This is a genomic window from Flavobacterium sp. KH_001, from assembly GCF_057840745.1.
This window is the reverse complement of record NZ_CM174520.1, coordinates 3,382,374-3,408,143: the sequence shown is the minus strand read 5'-3', so window position 1 is coordinate 3,408,143 and position 25,770 is coordinate 3,382,374. Positions and strand designations below refer to the sequence as shown.

Sequence of the window (25,770 nt, the reverse complement as noted above, 5' to 3'; positions counted from 1 at the left end):
TTCAGTTCATAATAATTGATAGAAAGCCTATTTCATTAATTTGAAATAGGCTTTATTATTAAAATTTAGCTTTATTTTGAGACTTCCTTTAATTCGTTGATCTTTTTATTAACCCGAGCAAGATAAGTTGAGTCAGTGCTTAATTCCATTGCTTTTGTATAGTTCAATAAAGCATTTTTCTTATCCTTATTGACTTCATAAGCTTCAGCAAGACTATCAAAAGCATTACTGGATTTAGGATATTCGCTGGCATTTAAATTGAAAACTGTTATTGCATCCGCTACGTTTTTATCTTGATACAGCAACGTGTATCCAATACCATTTAAATGTTCTTCCCATTTGACATTCGAATATTTTGGATCTTTTTTTAAAGAAGCAAAAGCATTTTTGAAGTTTGATATATTTTCCTTAGTCGTTTTCTGCAATGTTTCTAATGCTAAAAAATCATAATCAACAATATCATTATCCACAAAATAAGCAATACGATTTACTAAATTTACAATATAGACATCACTACCTATTCCATTTGCTAAAAATATAATGCTTAAATTATCTTTTGGAAAATTTCGATAAGCAGCTCTTCTTCCTCCTGAAAAACCATATGATGTATGTCCATTTACTATATTCTGGTCCCATCCAAAAGTAAATTTATGAGCTGATTTGGCATATGGAAAGATTTCCCACATCATTTTCTTAGACTTCTCATTAATCAATTTATTATTATTGAATTTGCTATTCCATTGTATGAAAGCATCCATCGTCATGTTGAGACCATTACAGCTACTAAGATAACTTCCGTTGTTTGGAAGTTCTATTTGCATTTTACCCGTTGCATAATTAGAATATTGCGTAACTCTATTTGAAATAATATCTCTTGAATCTGTGGAGAAAAAGACACTCTTATTATCTGTTTGAGCGAACTGATTATCTTTTATAAATGTTTCAATATTTTGCTTACTTACACTTTCGATAATTTTCTGAAGCAGCCAAAAATTAGTTTGATTGTATTCGAATTTTTGCCCTTTCTCAAATTGTATGACATCTGCAAAGACTTTCTCTTTTGCTTCATTTTCTGGCAATTGCTCATAATTTACAATATCCGGAAGTCCTGAAGAATGTGTGATCAAATGTTTTACCTGAACTGAATTCCAGGAAACAGGTAAATCATGAAAGTATTTTGAAATTGGATCTTCTAACGATAATTTATTTTGCTCTATTAATTGAAATGCTCCGGTTACAATAATCGTTTTGGTTAATGAATAAATTCTAAAAATAGACTTATCAGATACTGGTATATTGTATTCGATATTCGCTTTTCCGTAATCATTTCTATGGATGATTTTGTCGTTCTTAATGACAGCTACAGAAATTCCTGGTATATTGTATTTGCCAATAACTTCAGATAAATAGGTATCAATTTTGGCACTTGCTTCATTTGTTATTTTTACCTGTTCTTGTGCTGATATTACAGCAAAGGAAAATAGGGCGATAAGCGAAATAAATTGTTTTAGCATCATAAAATTATTTTAAGTAAGACGTGCTTTTATATTCTTTGTTACACTTGTTATTTTATTTTTTGTCAGCAAAATTCTATAAATATAAAGTAATTAATTTTGGCCTATCCAAAAATAACGTTAGCAGTAAATCAACCAATTGCTACATCTTCATAATAATTTACTATCCACGCATTGAAGTTTAAAATAGTTCCTTAACAAAATTTAAATTATCATTTTTTAAATTTGTTTGAAACGAAAAGAACTCTGCTCTTCTCAAAATAGACCCGTTATGAAACTCCAGCAAATTCAAATTCAAACCAACAATATTCAAGAAACTGAGACATTCTATAACGATATTCTTGGTCTTAAAATCCTTGAAAAAAAGTCTGACTCCCTCGCTATTCAGGCGGGAAGTTCGATTTTAAAATTTATTGAAAACCCTGAATTTGATTCTATTTATCATTTTGCTTTTAATATTCCTGAAAACAAACTGGAAGAGGCCATTCAATGGTGTGCTGACAAAGTCGATTTGATAATCATTCAGGACAAACGCATCATTGCCAACTTTGAAACCTGGAATGCAAATGCCGTTTATTTTTACGATAATAATGGCAATTTACTAGAGTTTATTGCCAGACATGATTTAGATAATTTTCAAATAAAGGAATTTAGTTCTAAATCCATATTAAATATTAGTGAAATTGGTATTGTTGACGAAAATCCAATGGAATTAGGAGAGCAATTAATAGAAAGTTATGATTTGAAGTTTTTTGAGAAAAATTTTAATAGTGAAACTTTTGCTGCAATTGGAGATGATGAAGGTTTGCTTATTATAGTAAAACCATATCGAAATTGGTATCCAACTGAAATTCCCTCAAAAAGCAATAAAACAGATATTAGAATTGAAAATAAAGGCGCCGAAATTGAATTAAATTTTAATACAGCTTCTTAATTTAAAAACTTACTATTCTTTATTTTTACAGAAACAAAAATTACACAAAAAATGCCATTTGTCAGAATCAGTCTTCCGAAGAAACTTTCATTAGAAACAAAAAATAAGATTTCGGAATCGATTCATCAATCTTTAATTGAAGAATTTCATATTCCCAAGGATGATTATTTTCATGTTATTGAAGAATTAGAAAGTCATCAAATAAAATATCCCGAAAGTTATCTTGGGATCTCACATTCTGGAGAAATCGTGTATGTTCAAATCATTGCCGGACAAGGGCGAACACTGGAACAGAAAAAGAAATTGTATCAGCAAATTGCCACCAGAATTTCATCTTCTACGGAGATTCTGATCAACAATGTTATTATTGTTTTACTGGAAAATAATGGTCTTGAAAATTGGTCTTTTGGTAATGGCGAAATTCAGGAACCAAAACATTTGAAGAAGTAATTTAAAAATACTAAAAATCAAATTATTGAATTTGACTTTTAGTATTTTCCAGATAACTATTGGTAATCTAAAGTTCTTCAATTATTGTAAATTCCCAAGCAGGCAATGAAATCTGACCTGATGCCATTATATTTTCACCTGTCAATAAGTTTTTTCCTTTCGGATGTGGATATGTAAAAACTTGATTATCTCCCGAATAATTAAAATAATAATGAATCATTTTTCCTTGTTGATTCACTCCTGATTTTACTATTATAGGAAATTTCAATTCCTGATCTTTACTCCAAAGTCCTGCATTTTTTACGGCACCTTCTAAAACTTTGTCGTTAATAGCACTGTTGGCACCAAATCCGATATAAGTCGCAATACCTTTTCCATAATTATTTTGAGTTACTGCTGCGTAAGTCCCCCATTGTGGATGATCGTACCATGCTAAAACTTTTGCGGTTGTAGGAACTAACAGCTCCATCCATTTATCAGCTTTATTTTGCTCTTTTCCTACATTAAAAGGATCGCCTTTTAGACTTACTTTGTCAGGAATCGTAAATTCGCTGTATATTATACCGCAGGCTTCGCTTATGATCCCCGGCTGGCGTAGCGTTCTAACTTTGTTATGTTCATCTGAAAAACCACTTTTAAAGGTGTAAACAATATGTCCACCGTTTTTTACAAAATTATTCAAACGAACTAATAAACTATCCGGTGCTGCATATAAGGCCGGTACAACAATCAATTTATATTTTTCAATTTGAGTACTTGAAGGGTCAATAAAATCGACTCCCACATTCATTTTGTACAGTGCATCATACATTGGTCTCAGAATTCCGTTATAGCTACCCGGACCAAAAGAATTATAGGCCGTTAAAGCTTCATTGCTAAATAATATAGCGACATCATTTTTCTTTTTTAAATGAATTAAATGCGGACTCAGTTTCTTAAAATCAGCACCTATTGTTTTGGCTTCTTCATAAGTTGGATTTGGCTCAAAATCATGACTTAATAAACCTTTCCAGTAGGTTTCAGCCGAGTTATGAATGGAATGCCAATGCCAATAAGAAACCATATCAGCACCTGATGCCAGGTGACTGAAGGCTTGCAATCGCAATTGTTTTGGGTAAGGAACCCATTCAGCAAAGCCCTGAGCTTCAGTTTCAATTACGAAATAGTTTTGTCCGCCTTTCATGGAGCGCGCTACATCACCTCCGAATGATATTTCTAATCCGGTAAGTTTATCCTGCGAAGGATGATAAATGTCTACACCCGAAATATCTAAAACTTTTGATGCTGCAAAATGATCTACTTCTGGTTGAATTCCGTAACTATGACCCCACCAGTCAAAATCAAAATTTTGAGTTACAAACTGACTTGGTTTCTTATATTCTCTCACTATTTTTGACTGCCATCCTAAATATTCTGTCACAAGAGAACGCTGAAATTTTGCAAACTCAGCATTTAAGCTGGCATTAATACTACCGTTAACAGAAGGAAAATCATCCCAATTATTAATTCGGTTACTCCAATAGTCGAGTCCAAAAATCTTATTTAAATCATCTAAAGAAGGATATTTATTTTTCATATACCCCACAAACTGGGCCTGAACATTTGGCCCGCTTGTGCCATATGATTTCGTTTCATTATCAATTTGATACCCTATAATAGCCGGATGATCTTTTATGTGTTCCAGCATTTTGCGAATTGCTTTCTCTGCAGCACTTCTAAAATGCTCATTGCTGATATCCATATTCTGGCGTGGTCCATATTGGTTAGGACCACGGTTTGTTATAGCCAAAACATCTGGATGTTTTTTGACAAGCCATGTTGGAACAGCGTAAGTTGGCGTACCGATAATTACACTGATACCTGCCTTATGCATCGCATTTAGAACACGATCAATGTGACTAAAATCAAAAACTCCTTCCTGAGGTTCCATAGTACTCCAGGTCGATTCTGCAATTCGAACGACATTAATCCCGGTTTCTTTCATCATTTTAATATCCTTATCCAGTCGCTCATAAGGCATATATTCATCATAATATGCAACCCCGAACAAGAGCTTATCTTGCTTGATCTGTGAAAATGCTGCATCAATACTCAATATAAATGTAAAAACAACACTTACAAAAAAGGTTAAATTTTTTTTCATATATTTCTTTTTTTACGAATATAATGAAAAAAATAAAAGCGTTTTTTGTTTCTTTTAAAAATTGCCCCAAATAGTGTCTGACTTTTTGGGGCCAGTATAATGCAAATTAAGCTGTACTATATAAACTTTTAAAACTTCATCTTCTGAATCCTAACCGCATTCAATATCGCCAATAGCGCCACTCCAACATCAGCAAAAACAGCTTCCCACATGGTTGCGAGTCCGCCTGCACCTAAAATCAAGACAAAAGCTTTTACTACAAAAGCCAAAGTAATATTTTGCCAGACAATCTTTTTGGTTTGTTTTCCGATGTTGATTGCCATCGGAATTTTGCTTGGTTTATCGTCTTGTATTACGATATCAGCCGTCTCAATTGTCGCGTCACTTCCTAAACCTCCCATCGCAATTCCGACTGTACTTAGTGCGATTACCGGAGCATCATTTACGCCATCGCCTACAAAAGCTACAGTTTGATTTTTTGCTTTAATTTCATTGAGTTTATTGACTTTATCCTCCGGGAGCAAATCTCCAAAGGCATTTGCAATTCCAAGTTTATTGGCCACAAATTGTACAACATTAATTTTATCGCCGCTCAGCATCGTTACTTTAACCCCTAATGCTTTTAGTTTACTGACTGTTTCGTGAGCATCTTCTTTAATTTCATCTGCGATGGTTAAATATCCGGCAAACTTCTTATCATACGCAATAGCGATTGTAGTATAGACAACTGAATTGGGATCCAAATCATATTTAATACCGAATTTATCCATCAATTTGAAATTCCCAACATGAAGTTCTTTTCCGTTAATCTCCGCCTTTAAGCCGTGACCCGAAATTTCTTCAACGTTTTTTAATTCAATTGAAGAATCAATTTCACCTACGTAATTGTGAATTGCAGTCGCCACCGGATGTGTGCTTTGGCTTTCTAAAACATTAACTAGTTTGAGTATATCTTCTTTATCAAAACCATCCGAAATAATAACTTCCTGCACTTTAAAAACGCCCTCGGTCATGGTTCCGGTCTTGTCCATTACAACATTCTGAATTGTCGAAATACTATCCAGAAAATTGCTTCCTTTGAAGAGGATTCCATTTTTACTTGCTGCTCCAATTCCACCAAAATAACCCAGTGGAATACTGATAACTAAAGCACAGGGGCAAGAAATCACCAGAAAAACCAACGCTCTGTAAAGCCAATCGCTAAAAACATAATTATCCACAAAAAAAATTGGCAGCAAACAAATTGCAATCGCCAGATATACTACAATTGGCGTATAGATTTTGGCAAATTTTCGAATAAACAATTCGGCCGGTGCTTTTTTAGTTGTCGCATTCTGAACCATTTCAAGGATTCTCGACAATTTACTGTCTTTATAATCAGTTGTAACTTTTACCTGCGCGATGGTATTTCCATTGATCATTCCGGCTAAAACAGTTTCTCCTTTTTTCTTGGTTGCTGGCTTGCTTTCCCCTGTAAGCGCTGCTGTATTAAACGAAGCTGTATCGGACAATAATTCTCCGTCTAAGCCTAATTTTTCTCCTGCTCTGAGCTGAATAAGCGCTCCTATTTTAACATCAGCCGCTTTGACCTTTGTCGCTACATTATTTTCTAAAATAGTGACTTCATCCGGACGCTGATCTAGTAAACTTTTAATATTCGATTTAGCTCGTGCGACCGCCAATCCCTGAAAGTTTTCTCCAATCGTGTAAAACAGCATAACCGCGACACCTTCAGGATATTCTCCTATAGCAAAAGCGCCGATTGTGGCAATGCACATCAGGAAAAACTCTGAAAACACATCGCCTTTCATAATGCTTTCGTAAGCTTCTTTCAAAACCGGAAGTCCAACCGGCAAATAAGCAATGATATACCAGCCAATTCTAACATAACCGGAAAACCAACTTTGCGGAAAATAATTGTCAAACCCAATTCCGATGAGCAATAAGACAAATGAAATTATTGCCGGAAGAAACATTTGAAACATACCACCAGAACAACCATGATCGTGGTCATGGTCGTGATCGTGATCGTGTCCGTCATCTTTAGTATGATGATGTTCTTCATGTGCTGAACAGCAACCGGATTGGTTTGTTTTCTTTTTAATTATTTTTTCTTCTGTATGTTCCATAAATCTCTTTTGTTTCAAGTTTCAGGTTTTCTTTGTTTCACCTTTAAAATGCCTGAAAAACACTTTCTAAAGTTACATATTTTAAGACAAATGTTTTTATCTAGTGATTTTTATTTAATCTAGAAAGGACTCGAAGTCGCAATTTTTTTTCACGCAGATTTAAAAAGATTTAAGCAGATATCCGCAGATTATTATTTTAATATTTCAAAAAAAGTAAATCTGTTATAATCTGCTCTAATCTGCAGAATCTGCGTGAAAAAATATTTAAATTTTATATAAAAAACTTCGTGCCCTGGCGTCTTAGTGGCAAAAAATCAATGTTCGTGTTCCCCGCCACCTTTCATCGCAGAAAGCAAATAAAAAGCACCTTCTGTAACAATTTTGGCATTCGGTGCAATTTCATCTACGAATTTCACTTCTGTAAATCCTAAATCTGTGGTTCCGGGAACTACTTCAATTGCTTTAAAATGAATTTCTTTCTCGTGATTTACTTCTTTACCGGTTTGTTTTTCCTGGTGTTCCTCTTCTTCAACAAAAACAAAATATTTATCAGCATTTCGAACTACAGCGTCTTTTGGTAAGGCAGGAACAGTCGCGTTTGTGATGTTAATATTCGCAGAAACATACATTCCCGGAATTAGTCCTTTAGCATCAGCCGATTCGATTTTAGCGTGAACGGCGACCGTTTTGCTTTCATTTGAAAACGATTTATTGATTCCGAAAATCTTTCCTTTAATAGATTTATTAGACTGATTCGTCAATACAAAATCAATAACCTGACCGACAGATATTGATCCCAAATCTTTCTCATAAACATTCAGATCCAAATGCATTTGGATATTGTCAACCACTTCAAACAATGAAACTCCGGTTTGGGCATAAGCGCCTTTTGCGATGCTTATTTTACCGACATAACCGTTTATTGGTGCCACAATTGGTACTAACGAAGTGCTTCCTTTTGTGCTTACATGCAATGCTTCTAATTTATTCTTCGCCGCTTGCGCTCTTGCTCTTTCTGCGGCTAATTTTGCTTTTACTTCCTGAAACGTTTTCCTCGGATTTACATTTTCGTCACTCAATGTTTTCTGACGATTGTATTCCAATTGCAGATATTCAATATTGGCTGTAGCCGAATGATAATCTTCCTGCATTTCGATTACTTCCAAATTTTGAATCGTAGCCAACACTTTTCCTTTGTTCACATATGTACCCTCCAAAACAAAAATATCTTTCACGGTTCCGCCGATCAAAGTCGAAACTTCAGCAGAATTTTGAGGTGGAACAGTTGTATAACCATTTGCTTTGATGACTTTATTAAGATTTCTGTTTTCTACGAAACCGGTTTCAATGCCAATAGTTTTGTATTGAGAAGCGGTTAAAGCAACTTCCGTAGACGATTTTTCTTCTTCGTGTGTTTCTTCCTCTTTCTTTTCATTGCAGCTGGTGAACGTAACCGCAAGGAACGCAAAGAGGAAAAAGCGCAAAGCACGCAAGGAAATTACACGTTGCGACCTTTGCGTAAACTCCCTAGCGTTCTTTGCGGTTAAGCTATTTAATATATTTTTCATTTTTAATTATTTTTGATGGTTGGAAATTGAAGTTCGATGGCACTTTGATTGTAATTATGAGTCGCCTCAGCATATTGTTTTTTAATATCAATAGCCTGATTTAAAAAGCTGATGTACGACCAATAACTCATATCGCCATTGGCATAACTTTTTTGTGCCGTACTGATAATCTGATCAGCATATTGCAAACCTTCATTCTGATAGTAATCGAGTGCTTTTTGTTGTTTTGCAAAGTTGTTTTGCAATTCCTGCTGTTGCAGATTCAATGTTAATTTGCTTTTATCCAAAGCCAATTGCGACTGTGAAATACTGATCTCAGAAGCTTTGGCTTTTGCCGAGTTTACTCCGCCAAACAACGGAATCTGCAAGCCAGCGGTAAAGCCCTGAAATAACCAGTCCGTGTTGATACTTTGGGCAAAATATCCTAAACCTAATTTGGGTGTTCGCATCGCTTTATAAGTATTGGTTTCCTTTTGATAAACCGAAATTTGCTGCTGGTAATAATCGGTCAATAAACCTTCTGCTTTCGAATTTCCTTCTTCTTTTATAATAGCGTATTGTAAAGCTGTTTTTTCATCGGGAATAATATTTTCATCTGTTTGAACAAAAAACTGCAATTGCTTTTGGTAAATCGCCAAATCGTATTCTAATTGTGCTTTCTGCGTCTCAATTTCTTTTACTTTCGCTTTAGCGCTAATAACTTCGATATTACCGCTTTCTCCGGTTTGAAAACGCAATTCAGCATTCTTTAGAAATTTGGTGTATATATCATTTAATTCCGAATTTAATCTTTGAATTGAAACGCCATATAAATATTGATAATACGCCAATGTCACGGCCTTTTCAATTTCGTAAGACGATAACGCTTTTCGTTTTTCGGCCAGTTTTACCAATTCTTCCTGCAATTGTCGATTCGCTTTTGTGATATTCCCAATTGGAAAATATTGCTGTACAGACACGTTATGGTCAAAATCGACACTATTAAATTGTCCGCCCTGATACTGTACCTGAAGCGGATCTGCCTGAAAGGCCGTCTTTTTTAGAACGGTTTGCTTTTCAATTTCTTTATCGGCAATTTTTAAGTCGATGTTGTTTGATTTAGCCTGTTCTATTGCTTTTTCTAAGCTGATTGCTTGTTGGGCTTGTACAAACGTACCGACTAATAGGAACGTTCCTAACCGCAAAGTGCGCAAGGTTTTTTGCGCGAAGTTCGCTAAGGGATTTGTGTTTATTTTATATCGTGTTTTCATATTGTAGATTTTTATTTCACGCAGATTTTAAAAAGATTTAAGCAGATATGCGCAGATTTATTATTTTAATATTTCAAAAATTAAATCTTTTATAATCTGCTGTAATCTGCAAAATCTGCGTGAAAAATCATTTTTCATTACTTCTAAATTTCTCCAGCATCAAATACAGAATTGGCAAAACGATTAACGTCAATAATGTCGCTGAAACTAAACCTCCGATAACCACCGTTGCCAAAGGTTTCTGTACTTCTGCTCCGCCGCTTGTGGATAAGGCCATTGGCAAAAATCCTAACGAAGCCACAGCCGCAGTCATTAAAACCGGACGCAATCTGGTTTTGGTTCCGATTAAAACTCTTTGTAGCGGATCAAGTATTCCTTCTGCTTTTAACTGATTGAAATAGGATATCAGAACGATTCCGTTTAGAACGGCAATTCCGAACAACGCAATAAAACCAATTCCGGCCGAAATACTAAACGGCATACCACGCATCCAAAGCGCAAAAACACCACCAATAGCCGATAATGGAATGGCGGTAAAAATTAGTGCGGCTTGTTTGAAGCTGTTGAAAGTCAGATACAGTAAAATCAATATCAATCCCAAAGCAATAGGCAATGCGACCATTAACCGATTTGTCGCTTCGACCAAATTCTCAAACTGACCACCATACGTTACGTAATATCCCGAAGGAAGATTAAAATCCCGAACTAATCGCTCCTGAATTTCCTCCACAACGCTTTTAATATCGCGTCCGCGGACATTTAATCCAACGGTGATTCTTCTTTTCCCATCTTCGCGCGTGACCTGAACCGGACCTTGTTCATAATCAACTGATGCTACTTGCGAAAGCGGAACCTGCTGTCCGTTAGGAAGCGGAATAAACAAATTACTCACATCATTAATATCTGCCCGATTGTCCTGATTCATTCGAACCACAACATCAAATCTTTTGCTTTCTTCGTAAATTTTTCCAGCACTTTCTCCTGCAAATGACGAACGAATAATCTGATTGATATCTGAAATATTCAATCCGTATAAAGCGATTTTATTATAATCGTATTTGATTGTAATTTGCGGTAAACCTGTTACTTTATCAGCTTTTAAGTCACCGATTCCTTCAATCTCTTTAATTCTTGCGATTAGTTCTTGTGCTTTTGCATCCAAAATCTCTAAATCATCTCCAAAAATTTTGATAGCGATATCGCTTCGGCTTCCTGTCATTAATTCGTTAAAACGCATCTGAATAGGCTGAGAAATCTCAATATTGGCGCCCGGAATGATTTCCATTTCTTCTTTCATGGCGTTGGCCAAGTCTTCCCAATTATCGTATTTACCTTTCCATTCTTTTTTATCTTTCAACACAATAATCAAATCACCGCTTTCAATGGGCATGGGATCGGTTGGAATTTCACCGCTTCCAATTTTGGTAACAATCGTTTTGATTTCCGGGAATTTAGCTTTCAGTAACTTCTCATATTTAGTAGTCGTTTCTACCATCTGCGTCAGCGAACTTCCTGTCATAATGGTGGCATTTATAGCCAAATCGCCTTCTTCAATTGTTGGGATAAATTCACCTCCCATACTATTAAATATGAGCAATGCAACAGCAAACAAAGCCACTGCGGTTCCCAGAACTATCTTTTTAAACTGTAACGCTTTCTCTAAAAATGGTCTGTATAAATTCTCCAGCCAAAGCATCATTCGGTCACTGAAATTGGCTTTATGCTCTGTGTTTTTGGATAAGAATAACGCACTCATCATTGGTACATAAGTCAATGAAAGCACAAAAGCACCGATTACTGCAAATCCAACCGTCATTGCCATTGGTTTGAACATCTTGCCTTCGGTACCAATTAAAGCCAGAATTGGGAGATATACAATCAGAATTATGATTTCTCCAAAAGCGGCACTATTTCGAATTTTTGAAGCCGAATTATAGACTTCAACATCCATTTCTTCTTGCGAAAGCTCTTTTTGTCTTTTGAGTTTTTGCAGATGATGCATTGTTGCTTCTACAATAATAACGGCCCCGTCGACTATAATTCCGAAGTCAATTGCACCCAAACTCATTAAATTTCCGCTTACGCCAAAGGCATTCATCAAAATAACTGCAAAAAGCATGGCTAGCGGAATAACAGAAGCGACAATCAATCCGGCACGTAAATTCCCCAGAAATAGAATCAGCACAAAAATGACGATTAAGGCACCTTCCAAAAGGTTTTTTGTTACAGTTCCGATAGCATTGTCGACTAATTTTCCTCTGTCAATAAAGGCTTCGGCAACCACTCCTTCCGGCAGACTTTTGTTAATCTGAATCATTCTTTCGTGAATTCTGTTGACCACTGCGCTGGAATTTTCTCCTTTTAACATCAAAACCAAACCCGAAACGATTTCTCCTTTTCCATCTTTGGTTGACGCGCCATAACGCAACGCAATTCCTTCACGAACTTCGGCCACATCACGCACTAAAACTGGTGAACCATTGCGGTTTTTAACCACGACATTTCCCAAATCTTTTATGCCCTTCGCCATTCCGACGCCGCGAATAAAATAGGCATATTGATCTTTTTCAATGTACGCGCCTCCGGTATTTTGATTGTTTTTTTCTAAAGCATCAAAAATTTCGGTAATCGTAACACCAAGACTATTCAATGTATTTGGATTTACTGCAATTTCATATTGTTTCAGTTTTCCGCCCCAGGTACTGATGTCTGCAACACCTTTAATTCCTTGTAGTTGTGGAATAATAATCCAATCCTGAATGGTTCTTAATTGTATCGCATCGTATTTGCTTTCATAGCCTTTTTTGGCATAAACATCATATTGATAAATTTCTCCCAAACCAGTTGTAATTGGAGCCAATTCAGGCGAACCGGCATAGGAGGGAATATTTTCTTCTGCTTGTTTTAAGCGTTGAAATATTTGTTCCCTGGCCCAATAAATATCAACATCGTCTTCAAAGACGACAGTTACGACTGATAAACCAAAGCGTGAAATACTGCGGAGTTCTATAACATCCGGAACTGTTTTTACAGCCTGTTCCAGCGGATACGTAATTAATTGCTCCACTTCCTGACTGGCTAACGTTGGCGCTGTTGTAATGATTTGAACCTGATTATTTGTAACATCAGGCAAAGCATCTAAGGGCAAATTTTTAAGCGAATAACTTCCCCAGGCAATTAATACAAGGGTAAATAGCAATATAAAGAACTTATTCTTTATACTGAACTGTATAATTTTATCTAACATTTGAATATATAATGACGTGAGAAATTAGACAAAGTTTGTCTATTCATTTTGTAGAAAATCCACAACTCTCTAACCCGACCTGGCCGGGCATCATTATGCTATTTGAGGAGGTTGCCAAATGCTTCCGTAGAAATTGGAGGCAAAAACAGAATTATAACTTGGTAAAGCTTTTGAAATAATAGTAAAAGCTACAGGAAACTCAAAATTTTCAGAAATCTGATAGCTTAAAACCTGAGCTCCACAACAATTACAAGCGCAAAATGGAGAACACAAATCGTTGTCTTTGTCATGAGAATGATTCCCTTCTGATGAAAACTGAGCTGTTTTATGCGCGGCACTATTCACTTCCATATCTGCGCAAGGCATATTTGAAAGAGCCATCAAATAAATTGATAATAGTATTGCTATCCATTTCATAATGGTAAAAATACTATTTATTTTTTATATTAAAATCTAAATAATTGAAATTGATATCTTTCCTGAGCTTTTTTTTTATCACATACAGATATTTTTTTTTGTTTAAAAATTTTACTTTCTGAAAAAAGATTGCAAATGGTAAGAAAATTTATTTAACTTTAACAATAATTAACATATTGACCCAAATTAAATTTTAAAACATAAAAGCCTATTCAATTACAATACAGACTATAAGCATACATTTTCCTTACAGCATACATTAGTTACCCATTTATTTTTCGCAGTTCTATTAATTAATTTTATAACACTACAATCGATGAAATGTAATACACTAATATCAGCCTCTTTATTATTCTTTAGCATGCAAATTTTTGGTCAGGTTTATACTGACAAAATAGTTGGTAAAAAAAATGAACAACTCAAAGACAGTCTTAAAGTCGAAAAATACCCATATGCCTTGCCAATTTGGGGAGAAAAAGTTGCTCAAAAAGGATATAAATTACCTTATTCTGCGGGAGTTTCTGTAAATTATTTTTGGCAGGAATCTGAAATTGTAATTAGTAATCTGGAAGTAGGTTTTAATAATGGTCCTCAATATAATTTAGATGAAATCGTGCGATTCGATAAATCTACCGTCGAAGCTGGTGCCCTAACCATCAGACCTGATATTTGGCTGCTTCCTTTCTTAAATATTTATGGGATTTTTGGAAAAGCCAAAACAGCGACTAAAATTAATGCCGGAATTTATGTTCCGGATGCCGATAATAACTGGTCTCAAATTGCAAGTTTTAGTACTAAGGCTAATTTTGATGCAACAACCTTTGGTTTAGGTATGACTCCAACAATTGGTATTGGCGGAGGCTGGCTGGCGCTTGACATGAATATGGCCTGGACCGATATTAGTTCTCTTGATAAACCTGCTTTCTCTTATGTTTTTGGCCCAAGACTAGGAAAAACTTTTAAATTACCTAAACCAGAAACCAATGTTGCTGTTTGGGTTGGTGCTTTTAGAGTACATATTAATGGTGATACTGACGGAAATATTCCATTATCTGATATGTTTGATTTAACTGGTCTTGAGGAAAAAGTAGATACCGGTTTCGCAAAAATAGAAGAAAACCAAACAAAAGTTGATACCTGGTGGGATGGTTTATCACCTGCACAACAAGCAAATCCGGTAAATATTGCCAAACATAATACTGCAGATAGAGCGCTTAGCAAAGCCAGTGATATTTTGACTTCTTTAGATGGCGCTTTAAGCACTGCAGAGTCCTCATCTGTGCAATATTCGCTGCAAAAAAGACCTAAAGATATGTGGAATTTCATTATTGGCTCTCAATATCAATTCAGTAAACACGTGATGTTTCGTGCTGAAGTTGGTTTCTTAGGTAGCCGTACACAAGCATTAGGCAGTCTTCAATATCGTTTTGGACTTTAATCCATAATCCTATGAAAAAAGGTTTATTATTACTTATCGCATTCTTTTGTATAACAACAGCACAATCACAAGTTTTAATTTCCTTGCTTTTTGGAGACAAATTAAACTCTCCGTTTTTAGAATTTGGTTTGGATGGCGGTGTCAATTTTTCAACGATTTCAAATATGGAAACCTCAGGCACTGAAGTGGGGTTTAATCTTGGATTTTATTTTGATATCCGATCTAAAAAAAATCCCGCCTGGATGATTAATACTGGTGTAATCGTAAAATCTCCTATGGGAGCGCATGGTCTACCCGTTTATTCTTTAGGTGATGCCAATTTAGATAATACTTTTGCCGGCGGAAAAGTCGATCGTGAGATACGCTATTTCAATGTTCCGATTTTAATTAAATATCAGTTTAAAAATAATATTTATCTAAAAACGGGGCCACAGCTTGGATTACTAGCCAAAGCTTTTGATAAATTTCATAAAGATTATAATGGTGATGATGTGGAATACAAACATAACATTAGAGACCAGATACATGTTATCGATGCCGGAATTGCACTTGGTGCCGGTTATCATATGAATATTGGAAACGGGTTAAATATGACGGTTCAATATTATTACGGATTGGTTCCTGTAATGAAAGGAGATGGGCCTATACAATACAACAGATCTTTATATGTAACAGCAGGTTTGCCAATAGGCCGTGGAAAAGCAGCCAGAAAAAAAGCAGAAAAAGAAGCCGAATTAAACCGTGTTATTCTGCCTGAAGAAGAAGCTCCAAAACCTGGAAATTAATCATTTGGGCTGTTGATAGAAATAATCAATTTTAAGATTTCATGATTGTGCAAAACAAAATGAGGTTCTGTATACAAAATAGCATTGTTAGGCATAAAAGGCATTTCGGCAGCCAACGGATTTTGAATTACAAGAGTTCCTCCATGAGCCTGAATAGCCTGCAATCCAAACGTGCCATCAGTATTGGATCCCGATAATAAAATTCCCACTAAAGATTCTCCATAAATTTCTGCAGCAGATTCAAAAGAAACATCAATACTTGGTCTGCTAAAATTTACTTTCTCAGAAGTGTCTAACGCTAATAAGTCATTTTTTTCAAATAATAAATGATAATTTGAAGGTGCCACGTAAACAAAACCCGGAACCAATGGCGTTTTATCTTCAACAGTTTTTAACGGTACATTAGATTTTAAACTAATTAAATCTTCCAGTGTCTGGTCGTCAGTACTTTTTCGATGCAAGACGATAACCATTGCAAAACCATTTATTTTGGGTATTTCAGGCAAGATTTGCATTAAAGCATTTAAGCTTCCTGCAGATCCGCCAATTATCACCACTTTACAGCCTGTTATTACTTCACTTTTCTCCATATTTTTTCTTTTTCAAACTGTTTGTATTTCGTTGGAGAAATCGAGTACTTTATGGTTTCTTTTGTTCCTAAAGCCAGAAATCCCAAAACAGCCAGACTTTCATCAAATAAATTAATAACTCTTTTTTGCAGATCGTTATCAAAATAAATTAAAACATTGCGGCATAAAATCATGTCAAATTCATTAAATGAAGTATCCGATACCAAATTATGCTGTGAATAAACCATCTTTTCAGCGAGTTCTTCATTAAATTTTGCAATACCGTAATTGGCAGTATAATAACTCGAAAAATCTTCCAATCCACCAGCATCACGATAGTTTTCTGAATATTCTTTCATCATTCTTAACGGAAAAATTCCTTTTTTGGCTGTTTCCAAAACCGACGCATTAATGTCCGTAGCATAAATAAGCGATTTATGGAGTAAACCGGCTTCTTTAAGCATAATGGCCATGGAATAGACTTCTTCGCCTGTAGAGCAGCCTGCGTGCCATAATCTAATGAAAGGTTTGGTTCCGAGTAATGGTAAAATTTCTTTTCGTAAAACGTTATAAAAAGTGGGATCGCGAAACATCTCAGTTACATTTACCGTGATTTCGTCTACCATTCTTTTGTAATATTCAGGGTCATATCGAACTCTGGAAAGAAATTCATGAAAATGGGTAAATCCATCTAAATGAAAAAGTCTGTTCACGCGTCTTTTCAAAGAAGCTCTCGAATAACTTCCAAAATCAAAACCATAATATTCGTAAACATCATTAATAAGCGTTTCTAATTCGATATCTTCAATCATAATCAATTCATATTTCCTTCAGCACCTGAAGTAATTTATCTACATCAACTGGTTTTGAAACGTAGGCATCTGCCCCAGCCTCCAAACATTTTTCTTTATCGCCTGTCATAGCCTGTGCCGTAACCGCAACTACAAAAGTCAATTTTCGTGACGGAATCGCTTTTATTAGCGGAATTGCCTCATAGCCATCCATTTCCGGCATCATCATATCGATTAAAACGGCATCAATGTGCTCGTCTGATTCTAATAATTTTAAAGCTTCTTCTGCACTTAAACAAGACAAACAATCGAATGATTTGGCACGTAAAGTATTTTCTAAAGCAAAAATATTTCTAGAATCATCATCAATAATTAAGAGTCTTTTTTTATTCATATTCCCCTGCTTTTAATTTTTATTTTTTTTTTGCCACAGATTCCACGGATTCGCACAGATTAATTTTAGAAAGAAATCCTTTAAATCTTTTAATCTGTGGCAAAATTTTTTTAATTATATTTTATCGTAAAGCCAAACTCTCAATAACGAAAGCAGCTGATCAATATCGACTGGTTTTGTTATATAATCTGAAGCTCCGGCTTTAATGCATTTTTCCCTGTCGCCTGTCATTGCTTTTGCGGTTACGGCAATAAGCGGTAAGTTAAGGAATTTAGGCATACTTCGTATTTTTTCGGCTGTTTCGTAACCGTCCATATTTGGCATCATCATATCTAACAAAACGATATCCGTGTCCGGATGTTCTCCTAAAATTTTGATCGCTTCTTTTCCATCAAAAGCAGTAATCACATTCATTTTAAAAACTTCTAAAGCTTTTGTCAATGAATAGATATTGCGTACATCATCATCTACAATTAACACCTTTTTCTCAAACAGGATATTGTTAAGTAAATTTAGCTTTTTATGACTGTCTTTTTTGTCTTTCGGATCTTTTTTGTCTTCAACTAAATGAAGGAAAAGAGAAACTTCATCGAGCATTCTTTGGTACGAATGTGCCGTTTTTACAATAATTGAATCGGCATATTTCTTAATCTTGACTTCTTCTTTAATAGACAAACTTTTTCCTGTAAAGACAATTACAGGCAAGTTTTCTAAGCCTGGATTTTTCTTTACGCCCTCTAAAATTTCATACGCTTGTTTGTCCGGAATTCCCATGTCCAGAATAACACAGTCAATCTCTTTTTGATTCAACGCTTCTAATCCTTCTGAAACTTCACTTTTTATTTCTGAATTGATATTATACGTTTCTAAGAAAAAGGACAATGCTTTAGCATGCTTTGGATTGTCTTCAATAATAAGTACTTTTTGCGCTTCCTTATTAATGATACTTTCTATTCGAAGAAAAACTTCCGGAATTTTATCAAATGCCACCGGTTTATCTAAGAAATCTACCGCTCCTTTTAGCAAACTTTCCTGTTTCAATTTATGAGAAGACATGATGTGCACCGGAATATGTTTGGTGTGAGAATTGTTTTTTAATTCCTCTAAAACTTCCCAGCCACTTTTTATCGGAAGTTCAATATCCAGTAAAACACCAACAGGTTTATAAAGCAAAGCAAAATTTAAAGCATAATCTCCCCTAACCGAAACAACGCCTTTATAGCCTTTTTTACGGGTGAAATTTAAAAGCGATTTGGCAAAATTAATATCGTCTTCAACAATTAAAATTACCTTATCTCCTTCTAAAATGGAAGTTCTGTCGTCTTCAATTTCATCCGGAATTATAGCACTTAAATACTTGTTTTTAGGTTTTTCCTCTATTTCCTCTTCCGTCGGTACAATTTCTAACGGTGGTGCTTTGTCTATTTCAACCTTTTTGATGCTAGATCCAAAAACAGGAACACACAAAGTAAAGGTACTTCCTTCATTTTCTTTACTATGCAAAATAATTTCGCCTCTTAGCAATTTCGCCAATTCACGGCTGATTGACAATCCTAAACCAGTTCCGCCGTATTTACGTTTTGTTGAACCATCTGCTTGTTGGAACGCCTCAAAAATCAGAGGCTGTTTTCCTAATGGAATTCCGATTCCGGTATCTTTTACAATAAAGCAAATAATTTTATCATCGTCGGTATTTACCTTGATTTCTAAACTTACAGATCCTTTATCTGTGAATTTTATTGCATTTGAAATCAGGTTTTTAAGAATCTGTTCCAAACGCATTTTGTCTGTTTTAATGACAATTGGTGCTTCTTTAGAAATGATTTCAAACTTAATGTTCTTCTCTTTTGCAACATGGCTAAACAGATTCCATAAATTATCTGTAATTTCTTTGGTCGAAACATCTAAAAATTCAAGATCCATTTTTCCGGCTTCAATTTTAGATAAATCCAGAATTTCATCAATTAATCCTAACAAACTATTTCCTGAACTCTGAATCACTTTTGCAAATTCAATTTCTTCAGGAACCATGCTTTTGTTGTTATTTTCAGATAATAAACGGCTTAAAAGTAAAATCGAATTCAGTGGTGTTCTCAATTCGTGAGACATATTGGCTAGAAACTCTGACTTATAACGGGTTGTTAATTCTAATGCTTCAGATTTCTTCTGAATTTCATTGTTTTTCTCTTCTAATAAAACACTTCTTTCAGATAATTCTTCGTTGGTTTGTTCCAGTTCTTCCTGTTGTACACGCAATTCTTCTTCAGATGCCTGAAGTTTCTCCGTTTGTGCTTCAAGCTCTGCATTTATTGCTTCAAGCTCTGTGTGTTGTGCCTGTAATTCTTCTGATTGAGATTTGGTTTCTTCCAATAACTCCATCACTCTTCTTCTATTTTGAGTTGACTTAATGGCAATTCCAATGTTGTTAGCAATTGTCTTTAAAAACTCTATTTGAAGATCAGAAAATCCATAAATACTCGCTAATTCAATAGCTCCTTCAATTCTGGTATCCAACATAGGAAACGCTACAACATGTGTTGGTTTTATTTGGCCTAAGGCATAATTAATTTGAATATCATCTGGTGACAGCACTTTCAATTCAAGCAATTGTTTGGAAATAACAGCCTGTCCAATCAAACCTTCTCCTTTTAGTATACGTTCACGATTTTTACCCGGAATATAGCTGTATCCACCAGAAAAATGAAGTTCATCTCCTTCTAATACATACAAAACGCCGGCGCTGCTGTTGGTATAGTTACATAAAAACTCAATAACATCTTTTGATAATTTTTGAAGTGTTTTATCACCTAACATTACGTTATTAAGACTTGCAACTCCTGTTTGCATCCATTCTTTTTGTGATAATAGCTCAAAAGAAGATTTCAGGGAAACTCCCATGCTATTTAGTGATTCCCCGACATTGCCTAGTGCATCAGATTGAGTATCAGTAACCCGAATATCATAATTTCCACTTGAAATATTACTGGCAATCATACTAATTGCCTGAATTCTTTCAGCCGTTTCCCGATCTTTTTTCTCTAATTCATTCTGAAGAACTAAACGCTCATTATAATCCTTTAAAATTCGGAACAAAAAGACAATTGAAATCACAATAGCAATAATAAAGGCCACAACTATTAGCACTAAACTATAAGTTCCATAACGTTCTGAATTCTCACCACGTTCTTTTAGCAGCGTCTGCTCAATATTTTCAATACTTTTAATTTTTGCTCTTAGGTCATTCATCATTATGCGACCTTCATTTAGATCAAACACAACGGCATCTTTTCCAAGACGTTTTTTTACAATTTGATTGTTCAGGTACTTAAAAAAATTAGATCTAAGTTCTTTTAATTCCTGCAATTGTTTTTGCTGTATTCCATTATCAAGAGTGAGTTCCTGTACTTTTTCAAAATAATTATTAGATCTCGTCTCAGAATCACGGTATCTTTCAATAAACTGTTCATCTCCCGTTATGAGATAACCTCGCATGCTGGTTTGCGCCTCGGTTATAATCGCTGATCCTTCATTTAAATTGTAAATAACTTCCTGAGTATGGTTTACCCAATAATTACTATCCAATAAACTCTTTATACTAAAATAAGAGGCTGTAGAGGAGATCATTAATACCAGTAATGAAACTAATGAACTGATTAATAAATTACGTTTAAAGTTGTTCTTCATGTTTTAAATTATAATTATTCGTATTTTAAAGGAAGGATAATAATAAAACTTGCGCCCTCTCCTACCTGACTTTTTGCTGTTATTAATCCGTTGTGTTTTTCGATGATTTTTTTGGCAATTGCCAATCCAATTCCGGTTCCTTCGTATTTCTGTCGATCATTTAAACTTTGAAAAATAATAAAGATACGATCCAGATAAATTTCATCGAATCCAATTCCGTTATCCTTTACTGTTATTCTGCAAAACTTTCCGTCAGGAGAAATTGGACTTTCGAAAGATTTTTCGCTAATGATTTCAGAGGTTATTTCGATTACCGGTTTATCGGTATTCCCGGAGAACTTAAGTGCATTTCCAATTAAATTCTGGAAAACTTGACGTAGCTGACTTGGAATACTATCTATTGTTGGCAGTTCGCTGGTTTTGATAGTTGCATTTTTACGTTCGATCATATAATCAAAATCCGAAAGCACTTCCTGCAAAACCTCATTTAAGTCCGTGGTTTCAGGCTTTACTTGTGATGATAATCTTGAATATGCCAGCAAATCAGTAATCAAAGTCTGCATTCTTTCCGCGGATTTAATCGTACGGTCGACATAATCAATCGCCTTTTCATCAGTAGTTAAATAAAGTTCTTTGATGATTTTGATGAAGATTTGAATCTTTCGGATGGGTTCATTCAAATCATGAGACACCACCCAGGAAAATTGCTGAAGCTCGTGGTTTCTTAGTTCCAGTTCTTCATTTTTTAAAACCAGTTCTCTGGTTCTTTCTGCAATTTTAATTTCAAGATTATCCTGAGCTTCTTTTCTAATTTTTATTTCTTTTGAAAGAAGATCTTTCATTCCTTTCAATTCGTTCTGCTGCTCATAAATTTTTAGGAATGTTTTTACTTTCAGAATAAGCAAATCAGAATCTACAGGTTTGGTAATGTATTCTACAGCACCTGTTTCGTAACCCTTGAAGATGTATTTTTTTTCGATATTTAATGCCGAAAGAAAAATAACGGGAATGTCTTTGGTACGCTTATTTCCAGAAAGAATTTTGACTACCTCGAAACCATCAAGTCCGGGCATCTGAACATCCATGATGATAAGACAATAGTTTGTCTTTAGGATTTTCTTCAGGGCTTCTTCTCCAGATTCAGCAGTGTCAACATCGATATCGTGCAATTCTAATGTCTTTTTTAAGGCAATTATATTTGCTCTTATATCATCTACAATTAATACCATGCTGTTGGGGTAAAGCGTTATGAATTAAAATTGTTAAGTTAAAATTCGATTCAGATAAAATATTTGTTTTTTGAAATACTAAAACGGTGATTAGCTCGTTGTAGCGAAACTCCCAAATTTATAAAAAAAAACATCCCAAGGGTTTTATTGAAGCTGCCAATATATTACATAATTCCCATGTGAGGTTTATAAAATATCCATATCTAGTCTTGAAAACATTTTTTATTGAGACAATCTTAAATTCAATTCAGTCAACGTTTTACTTGATCAATTTCTATTTTAGAGTCATAATTATGGAGTAAAATTACTAGTTATGAAAAAGACAAAAACATTTCCGGAGCAAAAGCAAAATCTTCCAGGAAACGAACATTTGATGCATCCGGAACCAGAAATTATTAGAGAAAACTACGTTGGAAGCGGAAAACTATTAGGGAAAGTTGCTTTTATAACCGGCGGGGATAGCGGTATTGGCCGAAGTGTAGCCGTTCATTTCGCCAGAGAAGGTGCTAATATTGCGATTGTTTATCTTAAAGAAGATAAAGATGCGCAGGAAACAAAAGCGTTAATTGAAAAAGAAGGGCAGGAATGTTTGCTAATCAGCGGGGATTTGAAGGATGAGAAATTCTGCAAAAACGCTATAAAAAAATGTCATACCCATTTCAAAAAAATAAATATTGTGGTGAATAATGCCGCAACACAATTCCCCCAAAATGAATTGGAAAAAATAACCGCTTCGCAACTTCACAAAACTTTTGAAACTAATATTTACCCGTACTTCTACGTTACAAAAGCAGCGTTGCCTTTTTTGAAAGAAGGCGACACCATTGTGAATACCAGTTCAGTTACTGCATATCGGGGCAGTGAACATTTAGCAGATTATGCAAGTACAAAAGGCGCCATAGTAAGTTTTACAAGATCGCTATCAACAATGCTGGCCAAAAAGAAAATACGCGTTAACGGCGTTGCCCCTGGCCCAATCTGGACGCCTTTGATTGTTGCTAGTTTTGATAAACTAGCCGATTTTGGAAAAGACAATCCAATGGAAAGAGCCGGCCAGCCCTCAGAAGTTGCGCCTGCCTATGTGTTTCTGGCCTGCGAAGACAGCAGTTATATTACCGGGCAGTTTATTCACATAAACGGAGGAGAATTGATCGGAAGTTAAAAGTTTTGTTTCAAGTTTAAAGTTTAAAGTTACTTCACTTTGAGAGGTAGACTGAGACTGAGACGATGACTGAAAACTGTAATTGAGTCTAAAAACTTAGAACCTTAGCAACTCTAAAAGATGAACTATATAGACATTATCGGACTATTTGCAGGTACTTGTGTCACTATTTCTGTAATTCCACAGATTCTTAAAGTTTGGAAAACCAAAAAAGTGAAAGCGATTTCGCTCAAAACTTTTGGTATTTTAACGTTCGGAATTGCAGTATGGATTTTCTATGGCATTCTGAAAAATGATTTGCCGATTATTATCACCAACAGCGTTTCGTTGTGTCTGAATCTTGTTATGGTTTATTTTATTATTTATTACGAGAAAGAATCTTAGAAAAATGCTAAGGTGCTAAGGCACTAAGGTACTGAGGTTCTTAGATTCTAAGCTTATGGTGTGTAAAAACCTTAGCACCTCTAAATAAAAAAAACAGCCCGGTAAAAGCTGTTTTTTTCGTAAGATCGAATGTATCGACAATATGTAATGCTTATCAGCTAGCTAATTTTTGGTTGTATGGCTTAAATGACAAATGGTATTTCTCTTTGAAAATACGTGGCAGATAGTTTCGGCTTGCTAATCCTGCAGCATGCAAAACTTCAGCGATATTGATATTCGAAATTCTTTTGATTTCATTAATTTGTCTGGATGCCAAATTCATTATAGGTTCAAAAGTATCCATATAATTATAACTATGTTGGGCTATCTCCATCTCTAAAATACTGTTTAACAGACTTTTTTGAAGCAAAGTTCTAACCAATCCTTTTTGAGGTATCGTATTTAGCTCCTGCAGTTTTTCAGCGATCTTATGGTTTTTGTTTCCGATATATAAATACTGTCCTGAATCTGTAGTGAATCTCTTTTTAAGTTGAGAAACCATTTCAATATTTTCTTCTTTAGCAGAAGCTATTGTTGGCATCCCTACTAATGAAAACTGAATTGGTTTATGACTTTCAAAAAATAATACACTATTGATCACCGATGTATTATTTAAAACAGCAGTCTGATTGCTTTTAATTTTTCTTTGCGTTCCATTTGCACCAAAACTGTGTGTTACCGTTCCTTTTTCGCAATAAGCAAAAAATACAGGCGCCGTTTGAAGCGATTCTATACTTAAAGTGACATCGTGATTAAAAACAAGATCAAAATTTACATATGACATTTCTTTTTCAAAGCGAACAGCCTTGATAGTGCCTCTCGCCCATTTTGATTTTATGTTTAATGTGTATTCATTATTGTTTACAACTAATTCACCATCAAGACTATCTTTAAGATCATTAAAAATAGTATTGAATCCTCCAGTATTTAAGTATAGTTTTTTCATCTTGGTTTGAATAAAGTGGTTAGTACATATTTACGTACAAAACTTATTTATGGTTTTACTTTGTTATTTTGATATTTCAAAGTTCGTACATATTGCAAATCAATTTATTACACAATTATGGAGAGAAATTTCATAATTATTACCAATACAAAACAAACTACAATATTATTTGCCACAAAGACACTAAGACACAAAGCTTTATTGTTTGTTTTACTTAAATTAGGTTACCTATATAAAATATTTCTTTGTGTCTTAGTGCCTTAGTGGCAAGAGCAAAAAAAACAGCTGCCTTCAGAAAAATCCGAAAACAGCTGCTTCTCAGCAAAATAAAAATACCTACTTAAATTATCTTATGTAAGTTTTTGGACGTCTGCATTTACAGAATAATTCTCCTCCGGAATATCTTTGAAGAATTCAGCTTCTTCTAAATCGGCGGTTGGACCATATCCTATTAAGTGAGTTCCTTTTTTTTGATCACCCGTTTCTATTATATATAGAATAGACATATCATCAGGGTCGCTCATACCTTCGTAACGATGATGGGCAACTATAAAAATTTCTTCTGGTTTATAAGCGTATTTTGTTTCTGAGTCTAATAAACAGCCGTTTTCAAACAAAAAATTTGCCGTGTAACCTTCTTCCTGATATTTTCTGATATAATCGGTTTCGTGTTTTTGTTCTTTTTTCATGACTTGAT

General features: G+C 34.8%; 20 protein-coding genes. 6 read left to right on the top strand and 14 right to left on the bottom strand.

From position 1 onward, the window contains the following. Positions 1-71: 71 nt before the first annotated feature. Entirely contained in the window at positions 72-1,517 is a 1,446-nt protein-coding gene (locus AC3ITQ_RS14770) for a serine hydrolase (protein WP_489234936.1), read from the bottom strand. Between the two features lie 268 nt (positions 1,518-1,785). Here AC3ITQ_RS14770 and AC3ITQ_RS14765 point away from each other — a divergent pair, with 268 nt between their 5' ends. Continuing rightward, positions 1,786-2,448, top strand: coding sequence for a VOC family protein (locus AC3ITQ_RS14765; protein ID WP_489234935.1), 663 nt, complete (start codon positions 1,786-1,788; stop codon positions 2,446-2,448). Positions 2,449-2,499: 51 nt separating this feature from the next. Then, complete coding sequence (locus AC3ITQ_RS14760) at positions 2,500-2,898, top strand: tautomerase family protein (protein WP_489234934.1); 399 nt, start codon at positions 2,500-2,502, stop codon at positions 2,896-2,898. A 67-nt stretch (positions 2,899-2,965) separates the two neighbouring features. Here AC3ITQ_RS14760 and AC3ITQ_RS14755 read toward each other — a convergent pair whose 3' ends face one another. The 6 genes from AC3ITQ_RS14755 to AC3ITQ_RS14730 form a co-directional block, all read right to left on the bottom strand. Then, positions 2,966-5,041: a beta-galactosidase gene (locus AC3ITQ_RS14755; protein ID WP_489234933.1), complete on the bottom strand. Its 2,076-nt coding sequence runs from the start codon at positions 5,039-5,041 to the stop codon at positions 2,966-2,968. A gap of 128 nt (positions 5,042-5,169) precedes the next feature. Then, the gene (locus AC3ITQ_RS14750) at positions 5,170-7,170 is read right to left on the bottom strand and encodes a heavy metal translocating P-type ATPase (RefSeq protein WP_489234932.1); all 2,001 of its coding nucleotides are present in this window, start codon (positions 7,168-7,170) and stop codon (positions 5,170-5,172) included. 314 nt (positions 7,171-7,484) lie between these two features. Next, positions 7,485-8,738 carry an efflux RND transporter periplasmic adaptor subunit gene (locus AC3ITQ_RS14745; protein WP_489234931.1) on the bottom strand — a complete coding sequence of 418 codons (1,254 nt, stop codon included), beginning with the start codon at positions 8,736-8,738 and terminating at the stop codon, positions 7,485-7,487. A gap of 2 nt (positions 8,739-8,740) precedes the next feature. Then, positions 8,741-9,988, bottom strand: a complete 1,248-nt coding sequence (locus AC3ITQ_RS14740; protein WP_489234930.1) for a TolC family protein — start codon at positions 9,986-9,988, stop codon at positions 8,741-8,743. Positions 9,989-10,115: 127 nt separating this feature from the next. Further along, entirely contained in the window at positions 10,116-13,235 is a 3,120-nt protein-coding gene (locus AC3ITQ_RS14735) for an efflux RND transporter permease subunit (protein WP_489234929.1), read from the bottom strand. Between the two features lie 93 nt (positions 13,236-13,328). Further along, on the bottom strand, positions 13,329-13,652 hold the full coding sequence (locus AC3ITQ_RS14730; RefSeq protein ID WP_489234928.1) for a DUF6660 family protein: 324 nt from the start codon (positions 13,650-13,652) through the stop codon (positions 13,329-13,331). 316 nt (positions 13,653-13,968) lie between these two features. Here AC3ITQ_RS14730 and AC3ITQ_RS14725 point away from each other — a divergent pair, with 316 nt between their 5' ends. Both AC3ITQ_RS14725 and AC3ITQ_RS14720 read left to right on the top strand, forming a co-directional pair. Next, positions 13,969-15,090 (top strand): hypothetical protein, encoded by a 1,122-nt coding sequence (locus tag AC3ITQ_RS14725; RefSeq protein WP_194655795.1) that lies wholly within the window; start codon positions 13,969-13,971, stop codon positions 15,088-15,090. Positions 15,091-15,101: 11 nt separating this feature from the next. Beyond that, positions 15,102-15,875, top strand: a complete 774-nt coding sequence (locus tag AC3ITQ_RS14720) for a porin family protein (protein ID WP_489234927.1) — start codon at positions 15,102-15,104, stop codon at positions 15,873-15,875. Here the strand turns inward: AC3ITQ_RS14720 and AC3ITQ_RS14715 are convergent. The 5 genes from AC3ITQ_RS14715 to AC3ITQ_RS14695 form a co-directional block, all read right to left on the bottom strand. Next, positions 15,872-16,465 carry a chemotaxis protein CheB gene (locus AC3ITQ_RS14715; RefSeq protein WP_489234926.1) on the bottom strand — a complete coding sequence of 198 codons (594 nt, stop codon included), beginning with the start codon at positions 16,463-16,465 and terminating at the stop codon, positions 15,872-15,874. The genes AC3ITQ_RS14720 and AC3ITQ_RS14715 overlap by 4 nt on opposite strands. Further along, positions 16,447-17,256, bottom strand: a complete 810-nt coding sequence (locus tag AC3ITQ_RS14710) for a CheR family methyltransferase (RefSeq protein WP_489234925.1) — start codon at positions 17,254-17,256, stop codon at positions 16,447-16,449. Before AC3ITQ_RS14710 ends, AC3ITQ_RS14715 begins: the two co-directional genes overlap by 19 nt. A gap of 7 nt (positions 17,257-17,263) precedes the next feature. Continuing rightward, positions 17,264-17,629 carry a response regulator gene (locus AC3ITQ_RS14705; protein ID WP_375032987.1) on the bottom strand — a complete coding sequence of 122 codons (366 nt, stop codon included), beginning with the start codon at positions 17,627-17,629 and terminating at the stop codon, positions 17,264-17,266. 114 nt (positions 17,630-17,743) lie between these two features. Then, positions 17,744-21,313, bottom strand: coding sequence for a response regulator (locus AC3ITQ_RS14700; protein ID WP_489234924.1), 3,570 nt, complete (start codon positions 21,311-21,313; stop codon positions 17,744-17,746). A gap of 14 nt (positions 21,314-21,327) precedes the next feature. Continuing rightward, positions 21,328-22,542 (bottom strand): hybrid sensor histidine kinase/response regulator, encoded by a 1,215-nt coding sequence (locus AC3ITQ_RS14695; RefSeq protein WP_489234923.1) that lies wholly within the window; start codon positions 22,540-22,542, stop codon positions 21,328-21,330. A 313-nt stretch (positions 22,543-22,855) separates the two neighbouring features. On the opposite strand from AC3ITQ_RS14695, the gene AC3ITQ_RS14690 reads away from it, so the two are divergent. Continuing rightward, positions 22,856-23,704, top strand: a complete 849-nt coding sequence (locus tag AC3ITQ_RS14690) for an SDR family oxidoreductase (RefSeq protein WP_489234922.1) — start codon at positions 22,856-22,858, stop codon at positions 23,702-23,704. A gap of 120 nt (positions 23,705-23,824) precedes the next feature. Then, positions 23,825-24,088, top strand: a complete 264-nt coding sequence (locus tag AC3ITQ_RS14685) for a SemiSWEET family sugar transporter (RefSeq protein WP_489234921.1) — start codon at positions 23,825-23,827, stop codon at positions 24,086-24,088. Positions 24,089-24,242: 154 nt separating this feature from the next. Here the strand turns inward: AC3ITQ_RS14685 and AC3ITQ_RS14680 are convergent, their stop codons facing one another. After that, complete coding sequence (locus AC3ITQ_RS14680) at positions 24,243-25,073, bottom strand: hypothetical protein (protein ID WP_489234920.1); 831 nt, start codon at positions 25,071-25,073, stop codon at positions 24,243-24,245. A gap of 350 nt (positions 25,074-25,423) precedes the next feature. After that, a complete protein-coding gene (locus tag AC3ITQ_RS14675) occupies positions 25,424-25,762 on the bottom strand; it encodes a hypothetical protein (RefSeq protein ID WP_026985405.1) in 339 nt (112 codons plus the stop codon). Between the last annotated feature and the right edge of the window lie 8 nt (positions 25,763-25,770).

Bases quoted from the DNA above. Each gene is read 5' to 3' on its own strand.
- AC3ITQ_RS14770 (WP_489234936.1), bottom strand. From the start codon at position 1,517: ATGATGCTAAAACAATTTATTTCGCTTATCGCCCTATTTTCCTTTGCT.
- AC3ITQ_RS14765 (WP_489234935.1), top strand. From the start codon at position 1,786: ATGAAACTCCAGCAAATTCAAATTCAAACCAACAATATTCAAGAAACT.
- AC3ITQ_RS14760 (WP_489234934.1), top strand. From the start codon at position 2,500: ATGCCATTTGTCAGAATCAGTCTTCCGAAGAAACTTTCATTAGAAACA.
- AC3ITQ_RS14755 (WP_489234933.1), bottom strand. From the start codon at position 5,041: ATGAAAAAAAATTTAACCTTTTTTGTAAGTGTTGTTTTTACATTTATA.
- AC3ITQ_RS14750 (WP_489234932.1), bottom strand. From the start codon at position 7,170: ATGGAACATACAGAAGAAAAAATAATTAAAAAGAAAACAAACCAATCC.
- AC3ITQ_RS14745 (WP_489234931.1), bottom strand. From the start codon at position 8,738: ATGAAAAATATATTAAATAGCTTAACCGCAAAGAACGCTAGGGAGTTT.
- AC3ITQ_RS14740 (WP_489234930.1), bottom strand. From the start codon at position 9,988: ATGAAAACACGATATAAAATAAACACAAATCCCTTAGCGAACTTCGCG.
- AC3ITQ_RS14735 (WP_489234929.1), bottom strand. From the start codon at position 13,235: ATGTTAGATAAAATTATACAGTTCAGTATAAAGAATAAGTTCTTTATA.
- AC3ITQ_RS14730 (WP_489234928.1), bottom strand. From the start codon at position 13,652: ATGAAATGGATAGCAATACTATTATCAATTTATTTGATGGCTCTTTCA.
- AC3ITQ_RS14725 (WP_194655795.1), top strand. From the start codon at position 13,969: ATGAAATGTAATACACTAATATCAGCCTCTTTATTATTCTTTAGCATG.
- AC3ITQ_RS14720 (WP_489234927.1), top strand. From the start codon at position 15,102: ATGAAAAAAGGTTTATTATTACTTATCGCATTCTTTTGTATAACAACA.
- AC3ITQ_RS14715 (WP_489234926.1), bottom strand. From the start codon at position 16,465: ATGGAGAAAAGTGAAGTAATAACAGGCTGTAAAGTGGTGATAATTGGC.
- AC3ITQ_RS14710 (WP_489234925.1), bottom strand. From the start codon at position 17,256: ATGATTGAAGATATCGAATTAGAAACGCTTATTAATGATGTTTACGAA.
- AC3ITQ_RS14705 (WP_375032987.1), bottom strand. From the start codon at position 17,629: ATGAATAAAAAAAGACTCTTAATTATTGATGATGATTCTAGAAATATT.
- AC3ITQ_RS14700 (WP_489234924.1), bottom strand. From the start codon at position 21,313: ATGAAGAACAACTTTAAACGTAATTTATTAATCAGTTCATTAGTTTCA.
- AC3ITQ_RS14695 (WP_489234923.1), bottom strand. From the start codon at position 22,542: ATGGTATTAATTGTAGATGATATAAGAGCAAATATAATTGCCTTAAAA.
- AC3ITQ_RS14690 (WP_489234922.1), top strand. From the start codon at position 22,856: ATGAAAAAGACAAAAACATTTCCGGAGCAAAAGCAAAATCTTCCAGGA.
- AC3ITQ_RS14685 (WP_489234921.1), top strand. From the start codon at position 23,825: ATGAACTATATAGACATTATCGGACTATTTGCAGGTACTTGTGTCACT.
- AC3ITQ_RS14680 (WP_489234920.1), bottom strand. From the start codon at position 25,073: ATGAAAAAACTATACTTAAATACTGGAGGATTCAATACTATTTTTAAT.
- AC3ITQ_RS14675 (WP_026985405.1), bottom strand. From the start codon at position 25,762: ATGAAAAAAGAACAAAAACACGAAACCGATTATATCAGAAAATATCAG.